The sequence below is a fragment of the Bacillus sp. GbtcB14 genome (genome assembly GCF_019091205.1).
Classification (GTDB): domain Bacteria; phylum Bacillota; class Bacilli; order Bacillales; family Bacillaceae_G; genus Bacillus_A; species Bacillus_A cereus_AG.
In genome coordinates this window covers 93,673-108,693 of sequence record NZ_JAGXJT010000004.1, presented here as the reverse complement: position 1 = coordinate 108,693, position 15,021 = coordinate 93,673, and the positions used below count along the sequence as shown (strand labels likewise).

Here is a 15,021-nt window from a genome sequence, read left to right as displayed (position 1 = left end):
AGGGGAGATATCGTTCATGAGAGAAGCTGTCATTGTTGCGGGAGCAAGAACACCAATTGGAAAAGCAAAGAGGGGTTCATTAAAAACAGTTCGTCCTGATGATCTAGGGGCGTTAGTAGTAAAGGAAACGTTAAAGCGTGCGAATTATGAAGGACCAATCGACGATTTAATTTTCGGTTGTGCGATGCCAGAAGCAGAGCAAGGGTTAAATATGGCTCGTAATATCGGCGGACTAGCAGGACTTTCTTATGATGTTCCAGCTATTACAATTAACCGTTACTGTTCTTCAGGGTTACAAAGTATCGCTTACGGAGCAGAGCGCATTATGCTTGGTCACTCGGAAGCTGTATTATCAGGCGGAGCGGAATCAATGAGTTTAGTTCCGATGATGGGACACGTTGTTCGTCCAAATAGTCGCCTTGTAGAAGCAGCTCCAGAATATTATATGGGTATGGGACATACAGCAGAGCAAGTTGCTGTGAAATATGGAATTTCTCGTGAAGAACAAGATGCATTTGCAGTAAGAAGTCATCAACGTGCTGCGAAAGCATTAGCTGCAGGGAACTTTGCTGATGAAACAGTATCTGTAGATGTAACGTTACGTACTGTTGGATCAAACAATAAACTGCAAGAAGAAACAATCATTTTTGCACAAGATGAAGGTGTAAGAGCAGAAACGTCGCTAGACATTTTAGGTAAATTACGTCCAGCATTTAACGTTCGCGGTTCTGTAACAGCTGGTAACTCTTCACAAATGAGTGACGGTGCAGCATCTGTATTATTAATGGATCGTGAAAAAGCAGTGAGTGATGGCATGAAACCACTTGCGAAATTCCGTTCATTTGCAGTAGCTGGCGTACCACCAGAAGTAATGGGAATCGGCCCAATCGCTGCAATTCCAAAGGCGTTAAAATTAGCTGGTTTAGAGCTATCTGATATCGGCCTATTCGAACTAAATGAAGCATTTGCTTCTCAATCGATCCAAGTTATTCGTGAACTTGGTTTAGATGAAGAAAAAGTAAACGTAAACGGTGGTGCAATTGCACTTGGACATCCACTTGGCTGTACAGGAGCAAAACTAACACTATCCCTTATTCATGAAATGAAACGCCGCAACCAACAATTCGGTATCGTAACAATGTGTATCGGTGGCGGAATGGGAGCAGCGGGAGTGTTTGAATTACTTTAAAAAGTGCAGGTGGCTCGTTCAGAACGAGACGACGCTAATACAAAGAATGGAAGCAACAAAGGTTTATAAAAAATAAACGGGAGAGCCAGCTTCTTTCAAAATGAGAGAAGCGGCTTATGAAAATATGAAGGAGGAAATTTTCATGGAAAAAACAGTAGGAAATGCGGTTAAAGGTGGTAGCTTTTTAGTAGATGAGATTACGATTGATCAAGTGTTTACGCCAGAAGATTTTTCATCTGAGCATAAAATGATTGCAAAAACGACAGAGGACTTTATCGTAAATGAAGTTCTTCCAGAGCTTGAATATTTAGAGCAACATGAGTTTGATCGTTCTGTTCGTCTTTTAAAAGAAGCTGGGGAACTTGGTTTATTAGGCGCTGACGTACCAGAAGAGTATGGCGGAATTGGTCTTGATAAAGTAAGTTCAGCGTTAATCGCAGAGAAATTCTCTCGCGCTGGTGGCTTTGCAATTACTCACGGTGCTCACGTAGGTATCGGGTCATTACCAATCGTATTATTCGGTAATGAAGAGCAAAAGAAAAAATATTTACCATTACTTGCAACTGGTGAAAAATTAGCTGCATACGCATTAACAGAGCCAGGTTCAGGATCTGATGCATTAGGTGCAAAAACAACTGCACGTTTAAATGCAGAAGGTACACATTACGTATTAAATGGTGAAAAACAATGGATTACAAACTCTGCATTCGCTGACGTATTTATCGTATACGCAAAAATTGATGGAGAGCACTTCTCAGCATTTATCGTAGAGAAAGAATATGCTGGCGTATCTACAAGCCCAGAAGAAAAGAAAATGGGTATTAAATGTTCTTCAACTCGTACGTTAATTTTGGAAGATGCGTTAGTACCGAAAGAAAACTTACTTGGTGAAATCGGTAAAGGTCATATTATCGCGTTCAACATTTTAAATATCGGTCGTTATAAATTAGGTGTTGGTACAGTTGGATCTGCGAAACGTGCAGTAGAAATTTCAGCACAATATGCAAACCAACGTCAACAGTTCAAACAACCAATCGCTCGCTTCCCATTAATTCAAGAGAAACTTGCGAATATGGCAGCAAAAACATATGCAGCTGAAAGCTCTGTATACCGTACAGTAGGTTTATTTGAAAGCCGCATGAGCACATTATCTGAAGAAGAAGTAAAGGACGGTAAAGCAGTAGCAGCTTCTATCGCTGAATATGCAATCGAGTGCTCTTTAAATAAAGTATTCGGTTCTGAAGTATTAGATTATACAGTAGATGAAGGTGTTCAAATTCACGGTGGTTACGGATTTATGGCAGAGTACGAGATTGAAAGAATGTACCGCGATTCTCGTATTAACCGTATTTTCGAAGGAACGAACGAAATTAACCGCCTAATCGTACCAGGTACGTTCTTACGTAAAGCGATGAAAGGTGAATTACCACTTCTTCAAAAAGCACAAAAATTACAAGAAGAGTTAATGATGATGATGCCAGAAGAAGTAGGCGATGAGCCATTAGCACTTCAAAAATATTTAGTAACTAACGCGAAGAAAATCGGCTTAATGGTAGCTGGATTAGCTGCTCAAAAATACGGTAAAGCATTAGATAAAGAGCAAGAAATTCTTGTGAATATTGCTGACATCGTAAGCAACCTATACGCAATGGAGTCAGCTGTTCTTCGTACAGAAAAAGCGATTAAAACAACTGGTCTTGAAAAGAATAAACAAAAAGTGTTATACACTGAAGTATTCTGCCAAGAAGCATTCAACGAAATCGAAGCAGATGCGAAAGAAACACTTATCGCAGTTGAAAACGGCGACATGCTACGCATGATGTTATCATCATTACGTAAATTAACTCGCCACACACCACTTAACGTAATTCCGAAAAAACGTGAAATCGCTGCGAAAATTTTAGAAGATGAGCGTTACACAGTTTAATAGCTGTAAAGAAAAGTAGTCGTATAAACGGCTACTTTTCTTTTTTTTTGTAAAAATGAAATTTTTAGTGGCACAAAACTAATACCATTAGTATAATAAAACTAATGGTATTAGTTTTCGTGAAAAGGGAGATGGAAATATGAGAATGATACATGAAAAAACGGTATATCAATTGTCATTTTTGCCAAGAGTGTTTCCAGTGAATTGTTACTTTGTGGAGGAAGAAGATGGTTTAACTTTAATTGATGCGGCTTTGCCATATAGCGCAAAAGGTATTTTACAGGCGGCTGAGAACATAGGGAAACCCATTACTAAGATGATTGTATTAACACATGCGCATGATGATCACATCGGTGCATTAGACGCATTAAAGGAAGTACTTCCTAATGTTCCAGTCTATATTTCTAAGCGGGACGCAAAGCTGTTAGAAGGAGATACGACGTTACAAAAGGATGAACCAAGTATACCGATAAAAGGTGGTGTACCTAAAAAAGTAAAAACGGTACCTGATGTTTTATTGGAAGATGGCGACCGAGTTGGATCGCTGCTTGCGATTATGACACCGGGACATACGCCAGGATCCATGTCATTCCTTGATGTAAGAAATAAAGCTCTTATTGTTGGGGATGCATTCCAAACAAGAGGAGGTATGGCTGTTTCGGGACAAATGAAATTTTGGTTTCCATTTCCTGCGATGGCAACGTGGAGCAAAGAAATATCATTACAAAGTGCAGAGAAGTTAAGCGAATATGAGCCGTCCTTGCTTGCGGCAGGGCATGGAAAAATGATAAATGATCCAGGTGCTATCATAGAGCTTGTTATTAAGGAAGCTAAGCGGAATATAGAAAGTAGAAAAGAGGGGTAATTTATGTCACCGAGAATCGGACTTACATTACCTAAAATTGTAGAAACAGCGGCAGAAATTGCAGATGCAGATGGAATACAAGAAGTAACGTTAGCTTCATTAGCGCAAAGATTAGGGGTACGTTCGCCCTCTCTATATAATCATGTGAAAGGGTTACAAGATGTCCGGAAAAATCTTGGTATTTACGGAATAAAACAGCTGCATAACAGACTGGAAGAGGCGGCCTCGGGTAAAAGCGTGGATGAAGCAATTTATGCATTAGGAGAAGCGTACGTAGCGTTTGTCCGAAAACATCCTGGATTGTATGAAGCAACTTTTTTACGAGATGAAGAAGTAAGAAAAGCAGGTGACGGAATTGTAAATCTTTGTCTTCATGTTTTACAACAATACGGCTTAGAAGGAGAGAATGCCCTTCATGCGACACGTGGATTCAGAAGTATTTGTCATGGATTTGCGTCAATTGAACAGCAGGGTGGATTTGGCCTGCCGTTAGATTTAGATATAAGTTTACATGTATTATTGGAAACGTTTATTAAAGGATTACATGTAATGAGAGAGTGAATAAGAAGAGAGACAATATGAAACCTTAGAAGCGATTCTAAGGTTTTTTAGTGCATAGGATTCCAAAAGAACGGTAGGTGGGAGGATTAAAGTTTTACTTTAATGATGTTAAAAACAAATTATAATAAAAATATAGAAAATAATGTAAAACAAGGAGAGGTTATGAAACAGAGTGGGAATTTACAAAATAATCTCGTTGTACTTAGAGCAGAAAAACGCTGGTCACAAACGGATTTAGCGAACAAAGCTGGGGTAAGTAGACAAACGATTGCCTCAATTGAAGCGAATCGTTACAATCCATCTTTAATTTTAGCTTTTGAAATTGCGCATATTTTAGGTAAGGAGTTTCATGAAGTTTTTCAATATAAGATAGAGGGGGAAGATGAAAGAGGCGAGAATATTACAGGGAATGCAGCTAAAATTTCATTGTTTGTATTTTTATTTCTATATTTAGTTATCTTTTTAATCGGGAATTTATATTCATTGACAGGCGAACAGTATAAGTTAGCAAATGCATTTTTATTAGCTGGAGTACTTTGTTCGTATGCTTTAACTATTGTAGTTTTGAAAAGAAAATATTAATTGGAAAAGAGCTCTTTTTTAATTATTTGTATTTTTATGTAATTATAATATTTTTTGTATTTGATAGTTTGTCAATCTAAGTGCGACAGTTCTTCCTGAAACGCTTCGTGGGCAGTTTTCCAGCTTAAACATTTTCTAGGTCTTTGGTTAATAAGAAGTAGTAATTGGTTTAATTTTTCTTGTGAAACAAGGCTCAAATCTGTTTTTTTAGTGTCGCACTTAATCATACAATCCGTCATGAATTCATACACAAAGGGGATTAAACAATGAAACTGACTTTGTTTACAATATCTAACGAAAAAATTAACGAACAATTAACAAAGGTTAACGAACAATTGAGCAAGTTACAAACGAAAGTTGATTCCTTAGAAACTGTAAAAGACGTTCAAGATAAGATTATCTCTGCTAAAGACAGTCAAATAACTTTCTTGCAAGGAGAGGTTTCTACAATAATTACCTGGGGATCTATAGCAGTCGCAATTATCATAGCTTTGGCAACTGTTGCTTACTCTTATATAAAATCTTTAGAAGAAAAAGCCAAAGACAAAATTGAAGAAGCCGAAAATACATTGCAAACAGCTACCCAACAGTTAGCACAAATTGAAATTGCGAGACAAGAAACTGAAACTAACTTAACTGAATCGGATAAAAAAATAGAACAATTGAACTCATTAATTGATGAATCCAATAATATAGCAACTTTCGCACAAGAGAAACTAGATACATTAGAAACTAAACAACAAGAGCTTAACGATTTAGCAGCGACCATAATGACAAATCAAAAATACGATATGTCATTTAGACAAGTTGGGATTGCACTTGATTTATCTAAAGATGCTATTGATTCTATTTATGAACAAATAAAATCACCTATGTCCCTAAAAACACCTACAGAACACCTGAAGAAATTAGCCGAATTGAATGAGGAATATAATTATATAGCACCAAAATATAAAGAAATAATATTTGATTTTAATACTGACGTAATAAGTGGTAAAAAATACGATCTAGAATATGTCATTAAGGGCCTAGAATATTTAGCACCTAAATGCTCAGACTTGCGTTACGAATGTGAAAAGCTCAAGAGAAGATTCAATAAATATGAATAGAATATAAATTTTAAAAAATCTTCCCTTTAGATGTCTAAAGGGAAGGTTTTTTACCTTGTACATTATTACTCTTTAAAGCGCAATCATCTTCTATTTTGTATCCATTCTAAAATCACTAAAATACCTGCAAGAATAAGTATTCCTATTCCAAACGGGCCTATTGTCTTAATAACTGGTTGTGATAAACCGTTTATACAACTCGAAGTGATCAATCACAATAATGAATATCATTATAAAAAATACAATTTATGAAATAATAGACACATATTTCATAAATAACATCCTTATATTCTAATAAAGTCAAATATTAATATTTGACTTTATTACTAATCTATTTTTTTCGTGTTGTAAACATTAAAATCAACCAAATAATAATTATTAATCCCGCAATACTAAATGCTACTGGACTATTTAAACTTAGTAAATAGTCCACACCAAAATAGAAAATTGCGCAAATAAAAATACCTAACACGATAATAAACTTTTCGTTCATTAGAATACCAATAGCATTACGGTTTTAGCTAACATTCTTGATAAAGTTTTATTTCCTGTCACTCTCAAGAACCCTTCATAAATACCGTCTTCAAGTACTCCTGTATAATGCTCTAAAGTATGAAAGAACTTAGTTGTTGAAGCGCCACCTAATACTCCTTTAACTTTATCAGGAAGTTTGTGCCAAGCTTTTTTTATTGCTGCTACAGCCCATGTAAATTTACCATATCCAGGTGACTCTAATTGTTCGCGATCTTCAATAGCCTCTAATAATTGAATTGTTTCTTCTTTATTTAATTCGAAATATTCAACGATTTGTTGAATGTCAGATGGTGCTGTATAACGATCTGGCAAATCATATTGCTTTAAATCGATACCATGAATATCATAATCATCTAAATTAACTAAATCTAACCCTAATCCTTCAAACGGGTTAAGAATCATAGATGCTTGTTGTACGCTTTGTTCAGCTTCTTGTTGCTGTTGTAATAATTCATCGTATTTCTTTCCTTCAACTGCAGCACTAGCAGAAGTTGCAATTGTACCTGATAAGATAGTTGCTGCTACTGCAAATGCAGTACCCTTAATAAACTTTTTCTTCATAATAAATTCCTCCTACGACATAACGTTTTTTCTATTTTTTTACCCTACACCCAAATATTAAAATGAATGGAATTTTAATACAAGACTGGTTGTCTATACATTTTTTTTGGTATAATTAACCTGTTAATAAATGTAAACTTCACAAAGTGTACCATTAGGAATTATCAGAATTTTATCCTTTTATTGGAATATGAAATTATAATTTTCAAGTCGGAGGAAGGCACCTTAGGGTGTCTTTTCTATCCTTGTTTCCCCTATCAAGTGGAAGGAACCAAACAAGCACCCTGATAGGGTGCTTGTTAATCTATTTAATTTTTAATTAGATTAATTAGTGTGTATATAGTTTTTCTATTTTTTTACGGTTTATTAATATACATGATGCAGTAGCAACAGCTATAACAATAGCTATTAATGCTACATTTTGTTGAATAATAAAAAATGAAATGATATTGGTAGCAATTACAATTAAAATTTCAAGAAGTCTCTCTTTAAAATCTAACTTCCTCATAAAATAATACTGTATGACTAAAAGTGCATTTTCGATAAATAGCATAATAAATGTTTCGAGTAAGGCTGTTCCATAAAAATAAACATATGTATACATACCGCCAAACAAAAACATAAAGCCAAAAATCCCTAAGTTGCTTATTACATTTAATATGTTTTTACTTTTTTCTCGAAACCCACGTATTATCATCTCCAATTCAAATATTAGTGTCTTGCAACACTTGCAGTAATATATGGAATTACTCCATCTAATCCTATTTCAACATTAACACCTTTATCAGCAGCATATGCTCTTATAATAGTTTGGCAAATAGAAGCGAATTTAGGAAGTCCTAGCGCACCTAAAACAACCATAATAGCTCCACCTACAGGTGAACCAGTAATAAATGATAATCCAACAAAGCAAGCGTATAATGCATATGGACCTGCCATAGCTGCTTCAACTAATATCATTTTCATTTCTGTATTTGTAAACGTCATTTATAAATAGATGTGATTGATTTGAAATGTAAGAAAGCTTTTTAATGAATACGATTTAAAAAGAACCGAATACTAAAGAAGAATGAAAGAAGAAAGGTAGGAGTATTCTATGCAAAACTTAACAGAGCTTGAAGTAGAAAACTTACGTCATTTAATTGGTGGACATGCAACAATTATTAACAAGTTGGAGCAGTATGCACAGACGTGTACAGATCCAGAGTTGAAACAAATGCTACAAAAGGATGCGCAAGATGCACGAAATACGAAACAGCAATTAATGACTTTCCTAGGATAGGAGGAAGCGGAACATGAATGAAAAAGATATGGTAAATGATTATTTAGCAGGGTTAAATGCAAGTTTAACAAGTTATGCAAATTATATTTCTCAGTCTGATAATGAACAATTACATCAAACGTTAATTCAAATTCGTAATCAAGATGAGATGCGTCAACGTAATATGTATGAATACGCAAAGCAAAAGAGTTATTACAAACCGGCAGCACCTGCTAATCCAATGATTGTACAACAATTAAAAAGCCAATTAAGTGCGGAATAATGGAATCAAGAAACGAGCGAATGAAGTCGCTCGTTTTTTTTGTTTTGGGCATGTCAATAAATATATAATAAATATTTTTCCAGTTGTAACAAATATGACGAAAATGGAATATAACAATTCACAAAAAGGACAAAAGTTTGCTCAATATTTCACAAAGTATCCATGGTTTCTATCGTGGGAATCTCTATAATTAGGAGTGTAAAGAACAAAAGAAATAGATTATATGATCAATTAGGAGAGATTGCCATGAAACGAAATACAAGAAAAATTGCAATTATCGGTACTGGATTAGTTGGATCAAGTTGTGCATATTCCATTGTCAATCAAGGCATTTGCGAAGAGCTATTATTAATTGATATAAATCATGAACGTGCAGTTGGGGAAGCAATGGATTTATCACACTGCATTAACTTTACAAATACAAGAACAAAAGTATATGCAGGAAGCTATGAAGACTGCAAAGATATGGACATTGTTATTATTACAGCAGGACCAGCACCAAAACCAGGGCAAAGTCGTTTAGATACTTTAGGAGCAAGCGCAAAGATTATGGAGAGCGTTGTTGGCGGCGTAATGGAAAGTGGATTTGATGGTATTTTCTTACTTGCATCGAACCCAGTTGATATTATTACATATGAAGTGTGGAAATTATCTGGATTACCTAGAAATCGTGTGATCGGTACTGGTACATCGCTAGATTCTTCTCGCTTAAGAACAATTTTATCTGAAATGTTACATGTAGATCCTCGTAGTATTCATGGGTATTCATTAGGAGAACATGGTGATTCTCAAATGGTTGCTTGGTCACACGTAACTGTTGGTGGAAAACCAATTTTGCAAATTTTAGAAGAGAAAAAAGACCAATTTGGTGAAATAGATTTAGATGAAATCGTTGAGAAGACTGCAAAAGCTGGATGGGAAATTTATAAACGTAAAGGAACTACTTATTACGGAATCGGAAACTCTCTAGCATATATTGCGAGTTCAATCTTTAACGATGATCACCGTGTCATTGCTGTATCAGCTATTTTAGATGGTGAGTACGGTGAGTATGATATTTGTACAGGAGTGCCAGCTATTATTACTAGAGATGGTATGAAAGAAGTTGTAGAACTAAACTTAACAGAGGTTGAAGAATCTCGATTCGCAAAATCAAACGATATTTTACGTGATTATATGAAAACAATTGGTTACTAACTTATAGGAGAAGGTGAAACAAATGAAGGAATATATAATGTCTCGTGTATTTAAAGCGTCAGCTGGAATCGCGCAAGGTATTTTCGTATCCCTTGGAATTGGTTTACTAATCGAAAATATAGGAAGAATTGTTGATATTCCATTGCTTATTACAATCGGAGTTGTTGCAAAATCACTTATGGCACCAGCCATTGGTGCCGGAATTGCTTTTATGCTTGGTGCAAACGGTCTTGTAATCTTCTCGGCTATGGTAGCTGGAGCGATTGGTGCCGGATCCATTTCAATTACTGAAGCAGGTCTAATCATTAAAACAGGTGAGCCAATCGGTGCATTATTAACAGCAACTTTAGCTGTATATATTGGTAAACGTTTAAGTGGAAAAACTGCATTAGATATGATGCTCGTCCCATTTGCGGCAATATTAGGTTCCGGTTTAGTAGGTATTTGGTTAGCACAAAATATTAGTCCGGTTTTAAATACAGTTGGAGCATTCATTAAAGATAGTTCAGCTGGTAGCCCGTTTATCGCTTCTATCGTGATAGCAGTAGTTTGGGGACTATTACTTATCTCTCCAGCTTCATCAGCTGCGTTAGCGATCGCACTTAGCTTAGACGGTGTTGCAGGTGGTGCTGCTCTTGCCGGCTGCGTTGCTCAGTTTATCGGATTCTCTGTTATTTCAGCGAAAGAAAATAATTTAGGTGGCATATTAGCTCAGGCGCTTTGTACTCCGAAAGTGCAGTTGCCAAATATCACTAAAAATCCGATGATTCTCGTCCCAACTGTCGTCGCCAGTGCTATAGTTGGTCCAGTGTCCGCATTAATTTTCCAACTGGAAGCAGGAAAAGAAATTGCAGGTCTTGGATTAAGTTCTCTTATCGCACCAATTAATTTAATTTCGAGCCAAGGATGGGAAGTTGTCCCAGCGATGGTAATCACTTATATCATCATTCCAGTAGCTGTTTCTTATATACTTTACATTGCGCTTAAAAAAGCAGGTCGTATTCATTCTGGTGATATGACTGTACCGCAATCTTAAATTGAAAATCTCCTTTTATATAGAGAAAAGCAGACTGGAAGCCACAGTCTGCTTTTTACATTTTATGATTTTGTTTTACTGGAACACGTACGGTTTCTTTTACTAATAGAAGCTGAACGCCGAAATAAAGTATGCTTGCAAGCGTCATTCCAGAAATGGCGTCTACAAATGCGTGTTGCTTCGTAAATAACGTTGATAAAATAATAAGCGTACCGAAGAAGGTAAGAATGTAATATTCAAAAGCATGTTGTTCTCTACGTTTAAAGGCAGCTAGCATAATGACAAAGGTAGTAAGAACGTGAATGCTAGGGAAACAGTTTACCGGTTGATCGATACTATAAATATAGCGGACTAGTTCGGAAAATACGTCTGATCCAACGACTGTTGGACGTGGTACAGTTGTCTGCCAAAAATAATAAATAGAAAAACAAGCAAGTTTTCCAAGAATTATACTACTTAAAGTGACATAATATTGTTTTCGATCTGCAAAGCAGTAATAAATAAGTGCGCCGTATAAGTATGGAAACCAAAGTAAATAAGGAATAATAAATGCTTTCACAAATGGAATCCAATCATCTACTACAGTTGTGACATCTACTGCGTGTACAGTAGATTTATTTAATACATCGTAAAGGGGACTTACGAGTACGAGTAGAAGTATATAACTTAACGGAAGAAAAGATGAAAGTTTAAATTTCTTCATGATAAGCTCCTATGTTTTAGTAATGTAAGTAAATTCAATTGATTATAATATAGAAACGTCATTTGAGCTATCGATTTTACTTACATTTTCTTGAATTAGCCTTACGTTTTTGTCACTTGACTTAAAAGAAGGGGAGGGTGCTATATGAAGCGTTTATCGTATTTCTTATTTTTTATATTGATATGCCTAGTGAGTACTGGGTGTGCAAAGGATAAAGAAGGAGAGAAATTAGAATATAACGGAAGAGCACTCGTAATCGGAGTTGTTGGAGAAAAACCGAAAGATACGTTTAGGAATATAAAGTTTGAGGAAATAAAGTTAGAGGAACTGGAAAAGAAATCTAAGGAAGTGGATGGTTTTCTAATAATGAAAGATCACTTTCAAGAAGCCTCAACAGAGCAGTATAAAAGTGTATTTTCATCGCTAAAGAAACCAGTGTTTTTTATCGGTTTGCAAGATAAATCATATTCAACGTTTATTACAAAAGGGATAGAGTATAACAGTGCACGAAAAGATGTAAATGCTATGTATACACAAGGCTTTGCAAATATCGGAAGTGGTGAAGGGCAACAATGGGCAGTTGGTTTATCAAATGGTGGAAATACTGAAGAAAGCATTCATAATATGTATATTGTAGTATTTCAAACAATTGCAGATTATTTAAGTCGATGATGAAGGAGCCTGTAAAAGGGTCCTTTTTTATTGTTAATCAAACGTTTGTTTAAGATGTATGTTCGGCAGGAAGAAATCGATGCAGTTCAAGGGTTAACAAAGAAAAAAGTAGAATTAAACAAACGTTTGTTTAAGATGTATGTTCGGTAGGAAGAAAACAATGCGGCTCAAGGATGAACAAAGAAAAAAGTGGAATTAATCAAACGTTTGCTTAAGGTGTATGTTCGGTAGGAAGAAATCGATGCAGTTCCAGGACTAATAAAGAAAAATAGGGAGTTAATCAAACGTTTGTTTAAGATAATGCTCGCGAGTGATGAGAGAAGAAGCTAAAAAAAATTAAATATTTATTTTTTCTTAACAAATGGCGGAAAAATAAGAAAAATTAGCAGGATTATTAAAAATTATCACGAAATAAGTAAAAGTTTAGCGAATAATCGTTTGAAATAATAAAACGTTTTCTATATGATAAAGGTAAAGGTTAGTAAAAAAGTAGGTGAATTTATGACAGTAACATTTTATTCATATCCAAAGTGTGGCACATGTCAAAAAGCAAAAAAATGGTTTGAGGCAAACGATGTAGCATATGAGATGATTCATATTGTTGAAAATCCACCGTCAAAAGAAGATTTACGTAATTTACATGAGAAAAGTGAATTGCCATTAAAAAAATTCTTTAATACAAGTGGAATGCGTTACCGCGAACTTGGTTTAAAAGATAAGTTAAAGGATGCAAGCGAAGACGAAATGTACGAGCTTTTAGCATCTGATGGCATGTTAATTAAACGTCCAATTGTAACAAATGGAACGAGTGTAACACTTGGTTTTAACGAAGAGCAGTTTGAAAGTGTGTGGAAAAAGTACCAATAAGGTATTTTTACATAATTAATACATTCACTGGAGGTACAGTCATGAGCATTCCAAATAATTTACGTTACTCTGAAGAACACGAATGGGTAAAAACTGAAGGTAATGAAGTTGTTATCGGTATTACTCACTTTGCACAAGGTGAGCTAGGCGATATCGTATTCGTTGAACTTCCTGAAGTAGGTGCAACAATCGAAGCTGACGAGCCATTCGGAAGCGTAGAATCTGTTAAAACAGTTTCTGAGTTATACGCACCTGTAAGTGGTAAAGTTGTAGCAGTAAACGAAGAATTAAGTGACCAACCAGAACTAGTTAACGAATCTCCATACGAAGGTGCATGGATGGTTAAAGTTGAACTTTCTGATGCAAGCCAAGTTGAGAAGTTATTAACTGCAGAAAAATATGCAGAAATGACAAACCAAGACTAATTATAGTCGACTGAAGGACAGCCTTTGTGCTGTCCTTTTTTATTTTGTGTAAAATAATGAACATAGAATCATATACTAATTATCGTGTAGGAGAACGTTTTTTGAAAAAATTTTTCGTTTAAGTGTTTATTGTCCAGCTCCAGCGGCTAGATTGTTCGGTGGTTTCGCTTCTTCCTGCAAGGCAAAAAGCGCCTTTACGTCAGAAGCTCCATCCTCCTCACAATCTGAACGAGCCGCTTGCGCTTTTCTTTGTCTAGCTCCACCTCCTAGCCCTTCATGTCTAAGAACCTTCCGCACGAGAAGATAAAAAGCGTCTTCTGTGCGAAAGAACCTTAGCCAACAGGGCTAAGCAGTCGGTTCCGCTTTTCTTTATTGTCCAGCTTCAGCGGCTAGATTGTTCGGTGGCTTCGCTTCTTCCTGCAAGGCAAAAAGCGCCTCTACGTCAGAAGCTCCATCCCCCTCGCAATCTGAACAAGCCGCTTGCGCTTTTCTTTTGCAAAAATAAACAGGAAACAACATGAAAATAACGAATATACTATATACTAAGTTAAAGGTTGTATAGTATATGGTGATCGGGTGATGACATATGATTTATGTAGAAAAAGTCATTATTGTAGAAGGTAAATCAGACAGAAGAAAGATTGAATCTATTATTCGTGAACCAGTGGAAATTGTCTGTACAAATGGTACAATTGGTTTGTCGAAAATGGATGAGCTCATTGATCAGTTTTTTGATAAGGAAGTGTATGTACTAGTGGATGCTGATGATGCTGGAGAAAAGTTAAGGAAACAATTTCGAAAAGAATTTCCGCAAGCAGAGCATATTTATATTGATCGCTCGTACCGAGAAGTGGCAACTGCGCCATCTTCACACTTAGCAAATGTATTATGGGGAGCTGACATTGACGTTTATACAGAATATTTACGGTAAGGAATGATAGAAGTGATTGATTGGACAGGAGCCGAAGCTACAGCCCTAATAGAGAACGAAGAAAAAACAGTGTTATATGTATATACTCCAATGTGTGGAACATGCCAATTAGCAAAAAAGATGTTAACAGTCGTTGAGATGACAATTGAAGACCTCCAAATTGGAATGTTAGATTTAAATTATGCTCCGCATTTAGCGAAAGAGTATGGAATCGAAAGTGTACCGTGTTTACTTGTTTTTGAAAATGGGACACTCATGAAGAAGATATATGCATTTCATTCGGTTGAATATTTATATACGGAATTAAAGTAGGCGGCA

At 35.7% G+C, this 15,021-nt stretch carries 20 protein-coding genes and 2 pseudogenes; 16 read left to right on the top strand and 6 right to left on the bottom strand.

Annotated features, from left to right (window positions below; translation table 11 throughout):
- Window positions 1-16: 16 nt before the first annotated feature.
- The 6 genes and pseudogenes from KVT31_RS13200 to KVT31_RS30710 all read left to right on the top strand — a co-directional run bounded on the left by KVT31_RS13200 (window position 17) and on the right by KVT31_RS30710 (window position 5,124).
- On the top strand, window positions 17-1,189 hold the full coding sequence (locus tag KVT31_RS13200) for an acetyl-CoA C-acetyltransferase (protein WP_001206340.1): 1,173 nt from the start codon (window positions 17-19) through the stop codon (window positions 1,187-1,189).
- 142 nt (window positions 1,190-1,331) lie between these two features.
- Complete coding sequence (locus KVT31_RS13195) at window positions 1,332-3,116, top strand: acyl-CoA dehydrogenase family protein (RefSeq protein ID WP_000416287.1); 1,785 nt, start codon at window positions 1,332-1,334, stop codon at window positions 3,114-3,116.
- A 139-nt stretch (window positions 3,117-3,255) separates the two neighbouring features.
- Window positions 3,256-3,981 (top strand): MBL fold metallo-hydrolase, encoded by a 726-nt coding sequence (locus KVT31_RS13190; protein ID WP_088098285.1) that lies wholly within the window; start codon window positions 3,256-3,258, stop codon window positions 3,979-3,981.
- 3 nt (window positions 3,982-3,984) lie between these two features.
- Window positions 3,985-4,542: a TetR/AcrR family transcriptional regulator gene (locus KVT31_RS13185; RefSeq protein ID WP_088098284.1), complete on the top strand. Its 558-nt coding sequence runs from the start codon at window positions 3,985-3,987 to the stop codon at window positions 4,540-4,542.
- A gap of 162 nt (window positions 4,543-4,704) precedes the next feature.
- Window positions 4,705-4,929 (top strand): annotated as a pseudogene (locus KVT31_RS30270) (helix-turn-helix transcriptional regulator); the annotation flags it as partial.
- Window positions 4,912-5,124 (top strand): DUF2178 domain-containing protein, encoded by a 213-nt coding sequence (locus tag KVT31_RS30710; RefSeq protein WP_249276731.1) that lies wholly within the window; start codon window positions 4,912-4,914, stop codon window positions 5,122-5,124. The pseudogene KVT31_RS30270 and the gene KVT31_RS30710, both read left to right, overlap by 18 nt.
- A 71-nt stretch (window positions 5,125-5,195) precedes the next feature.
- Here the strand turns inward: KVT31_RS30710 and KVT31_RS30265 are convergent.
- Window positions 5,196-5,333 (bottom strand): annotated as a pseudogene (locus KVT31_RS30265) (IS30 family transposase); the annotation flags it as partial.
- Window positions 5,334-5,390: 57 nt separating this feature from the next.
- Between KVT31_RS30265 and KVT31_RS30260 the strand changes: the two are divergent.
- Complete coding sequence (locus KVT31_RS30260) at window positions 5,391-6,233, top strand: coiled-coil domain-containing protein (protein ID WP_249276729.1); 843 nt, start codon at window positions 5,391-5,393, stop codon at window positions 6,231-6,233.
- A gap of 492 nt (window positions 6,234-6,725) precedes the next feature.
- On the opposite strand, the gene KVT31_RS13170 is transcribed toward KVT31_RS30260, so the two are convergent.
- The 3 genes from KVT31_RS13170 to KVT31_RS13160 form a co-directional block, all read right to left on the bottom strand.
- The gene (locus KVT31_RS13170) at window positions 6,726-7,328 is read right to left on the bottom strand and encodes a hypothetical protein (RefSeq protein WP_088098283.1); all 603 of its coding nucleotides are present in this window, start codon (window positions 7,326-7,328) and stop codon (window positions 6,726-6,728) included.
- 328 nt (window positions 7,329-7,656) lie between these two features.
- On the bottom strand, window positions 7,657-7,950 hold the full coding sequence (locus tag KVT31_RS13165) for a hypothetical protein (protein WP_088098282.1): 294 nt from the start codon (window positions 7,948-7,950) through the stop codon (window positions 7,657-7,659).
- Between the two features lie 89 nt (window positions 7,951-8,039).
- Complete coding sequence (locus KVT31_RS13160) at window positions 8,040-8,288, bottom strand: hypothetical protein (RefSeq protein ID WP_212667748.1); 249 nt, start codon at window positions 8,286-8,288, stop codon at window positions 8,040-8,042.
- 136 nt (window positions 8,289-8,424) lie between these two features.
- On the opposite strand from KVT31_RS13160, the gene KVT31_RS13155 reads away from it, so the two are divergent.
- The 4 genes from KVT31_RS13155 to KVT31_RS13140 all read left to right on the top strand — a co-directional run bounded on the left by KVT31_RS13155 (window position 8,425) and on the right by KVT31_RS13140 (window position 11,105).
- Window positions 8,425-8,610: a hypothetical protein gene (locus tag KVT31_RS13155; RefSeq protein ID WP_001180553.1), complete on the top strand. Its 186-nt coding sequence runs from the start codon at window positions 8,425-8,427 to the stop codon at window positions 8,608-8,610.
- Window positions 8,611-8,623: 13 nt separating this feature from the next.
- On the top strand, window positions 8,624-8,872 hold the full coding sequence (locus KVT31_RS13150; RefSeq protein ID WP_001002992.1) for a spore coat protein: 249 nt from the start codon (window positions 8,624-8,626) through the stop codon (window positions 8,870-8,872).
- Window positions 8,873-9,118: 246 nt separating this feature from the next.
- Window positions 9,119-10,069 carry an L-lactate dehydrogenase gene (locus KVT31_RS13145; RefSeq protein WP_088098281.1) on the top strand — a complete coding sequence of 317 codons (951 nt, stop codon included), beginning with the start codon at window positions 9,119-9,121 and terminating at the stop codon, window positions 10,067-10,069.
- A 22-nt stretch (window positions 10,070-10,091) separates the two neighbouring features.
- Window positions 10,092-11,105 (top strand): PTS sugar transporter subunit IIC, encoded by a 1,014-nt coding sequence (locus KVT31_RS13140; RefSeq protein WP_002089394.1) that lies wholly within the window; start codon window positions 10,092-10,094, stop codon window positions 11,103-11,105.
- Between the two features lie 55 nt (window positions 11,106-11,160).
- On the opposite strand, the gene KVT31_RS13135 is transcribed toward KVT31_RS13140, so the two are convergent.
- Window positions 11,161-11,808 carry a phosphatase PAP2 family protein gene (locus tag KVT31_RS13135; RefSeq protein ID WP_088098280.1) on the bottom strand — a complete coding sequence of 216 codons (648 nt, stop codon included), beginning with the start codon at window positions 11,806-11,808 and terminating at the stop codon, window positions 11,161-11,163.
- Window positions 11,809-11,952: 144 nt separating this feature from the next.
- On the opposite strand from KVT31_RS13135, the gene KVT31_RS13130 reads away from it, so the two are divergent.
- The 3 genes from KVT31_RS13130 (at window position 11,953) to gcvH (ending at window position 13,772) form a co-directional block, all read left to right on the top strand.
- The gene (locus KVT31_RS13130; RefSeq protein WP_088098279.1) at window positions 11,953-12,480 is read left to right on the top strand and encodes a hypothetical protein; all 528 of its coding nucleotides are present in this window, start codon (window positions 11,953-11,955) and stop codon (window positions 12,478-12,480) included.
- A gap of 501 nt (window positions 12,481-12,981) precedes the next feature.
- Window positions 12,982-13,347 carry an arsenate reductase family protein gene (locus KVT31_RS13125; RefSeq protein WP_000218970.1) on the top strand — a complete coding sequence of 122 codons (366 nt, stop codon included), beginning with the start codon at window positions 12,982-12,984 and terminating at the stop codon, window positions 13,345-13,347.
- A 41-nt stretch (window positions 13,348-13,388) separates the two neighbouring features.
- Entirely contained in the window at window positions 13,389-13,772 is a 384-nt protein-coding gene (gene gcvH, locus KVT31_RS13120) for a glycine cleavage system protein GcvH (RefSeq protein ID WP_000026896.1), read from the top strand.
- A 126-nt stretch (window positions 13,773-13,898) separates the two neighbouring features.
- On the opposite strand, the gene KVT31_RS13115 is transcribed toward gcvH, so the two are convergent.
- Window positions 13,899-14,069 carry a hypothetical protein gene (locus KVT31_RS13115; RefSeq protein WP_170930160.1) on the bottom strand — a complete coding sequence of 57 codons (171 nt, stop codon included), beginning with the start codon at window positions 14,067-14,069 and terminating at the stop codon, window positions 13,899-13,901.
- A gap of 289 nt (window positions 14,070-14,358) precedes the next feature.
- Between KVT31_RS13115 and KVT31_RS13110 the strand changes: the two genes are divergently transcribed.
- The gene (locus KVT31_RS13110) at window positions 14,359-14,703 is read left to right on the top strand and encodes a toprim domain-containing protein (RefSeq protein ID WP_000640866.1); all 345 of its coding nucleotides are present in this window, start codon (window positions 14,359-14,361) and stop codon (window positions 14,701-14,703) included.
- Window positions 14,704-14,706: 3 nt separating this feature from the next.
- Window positions 14,707-15,015 (top strand): thioredoxin family protein, encoded by a 309-nt coding sequence (locus KVT31_RS13105; protein WP_076541789.1) that lies wholly within the window; start codon window positions 14,707-14,709, stop codon window positions 15,013-15,015.
- The last annotated feature ends 6 nt before the right edge of the window (window positions 15,016-15,021 follow it).

Coding starts and splice junctions, on each gene's coding strand:
- KVT31_RS13200 (WP_001206340.1), top strand. CDS start 17: ATGAGAGAAGCTGTCATTGTTGCGGGAGCAAGAACACCAATTGGAAAA.
- KVT31_RS13195 (WP_000416287.1), top strand. CDS start 1,332: ATGGAAAAAACAGTAGGAAATGCGGTTAAAGGTGGTAGCTTTTTAGTA.
- KVT31_RS13190 (WP_088098285.1), top strand. CDS start 3,256: ATGAGAATGATACATGAAAAAACGGTATATCAATTGTCATTTTTGCCA.
- KVT31_RS13185 (WP_088098284.1), top strand. CDS start 3,985: ATGTCACCGAGAATCGGACTTACATTACCTAAAATTGTAGAAACAGCG.
- KVT31_RS30260 (WP_249276729.1), top strand. CDS start 5,391: ATGAAACTGACTTTGTTTACAATATCTAACGAAAAAATTAACGAACAA.
- KVT31_RS13170 (WP_088098283.1), bottom strand. CDS start 7,328: ATGAAGAAAAAGTTTATTAAGGGTACTGCATTTGCAGTAGCAGCAACT.
- KVT31_RS13165 (WP_088098282.1), bottom strand. CDS start 7,950: ATGTTTTTGTTTGGCGGTATGTATACATATGTTTATTTTTATGGAACA.
- KVT31_RS13160 (WP_212667748.1), bottom strand. CDS start 8,288: ATGATATTAGTTGAAGCAGCTATGGCAGGTCCATATGCATTATACGCT.
- KVT31_RS13155 (WP_001180553.1), top strand. CDS start 8,425: ATGCAAAACTTAACAGAGCTTGAAGTAGAAAACTTACGTCATTTAATT.
- KVT31_RS13150 (WP_001002992.1), top strand. CDS start 8,624: ATGAATGAAAAAGATATGGTAAATGATTATTTAGCAGGGTTAAATGCA.
- KVT31_RS13145 (WP_088098281.1), top strand. CDS start 9,119: ATGAAACGAAATACAAGAAAAATTGCAATTATCGGTACTGGATTAGTT.
- KVT31_RS13140 (WP_002089394.1), top strand. CDS start 10,092: ATGAAGGAATATATAATGTCTCGTGTATTTAAAGCGTCAGCTGGAATC.
- KVT31_RS13135 (WP_088098280.1), bottom strand. CDS start 11,808: ATGAAGAAATTTAAACTTTCATCTTTTCTTCCGTTAAGTTATATACTT.
- KVT31_RS13130 (WP_088098279.1), top strand. CDS start 11,953: ATGAAGCGTTTATCGTATTTCTTATTTTTTATATTGATATGCCTAGTG.
- KVT31_RS13125 (WP_000218970.1), top strand. CDS start 12,982: ATGACAGTAACATTTTATTCATATCCAAAGTGTGGCACATGTCAAAAA.
- gcvH (WP_000026896.1), top strand. CDS start 13,389: ATGAGCATTCCAAATAATTTACGTTACTCTGAAGAACACGAATGGGTA.
- KVT31_RS13110 (WP_000640866.1), top strand. CDS start 14,359: ATGATTTATGTAGAAAAAGTCATTATTGTAGAAGGTAAATCAGACAGA.
- KVT31_RS13105 (WP_076541789.1), top strand. CDS start 14,707: ATGATAGAAGTGATTGATTGGACAGGAGCCGAAGCTACAGCCCTAATA.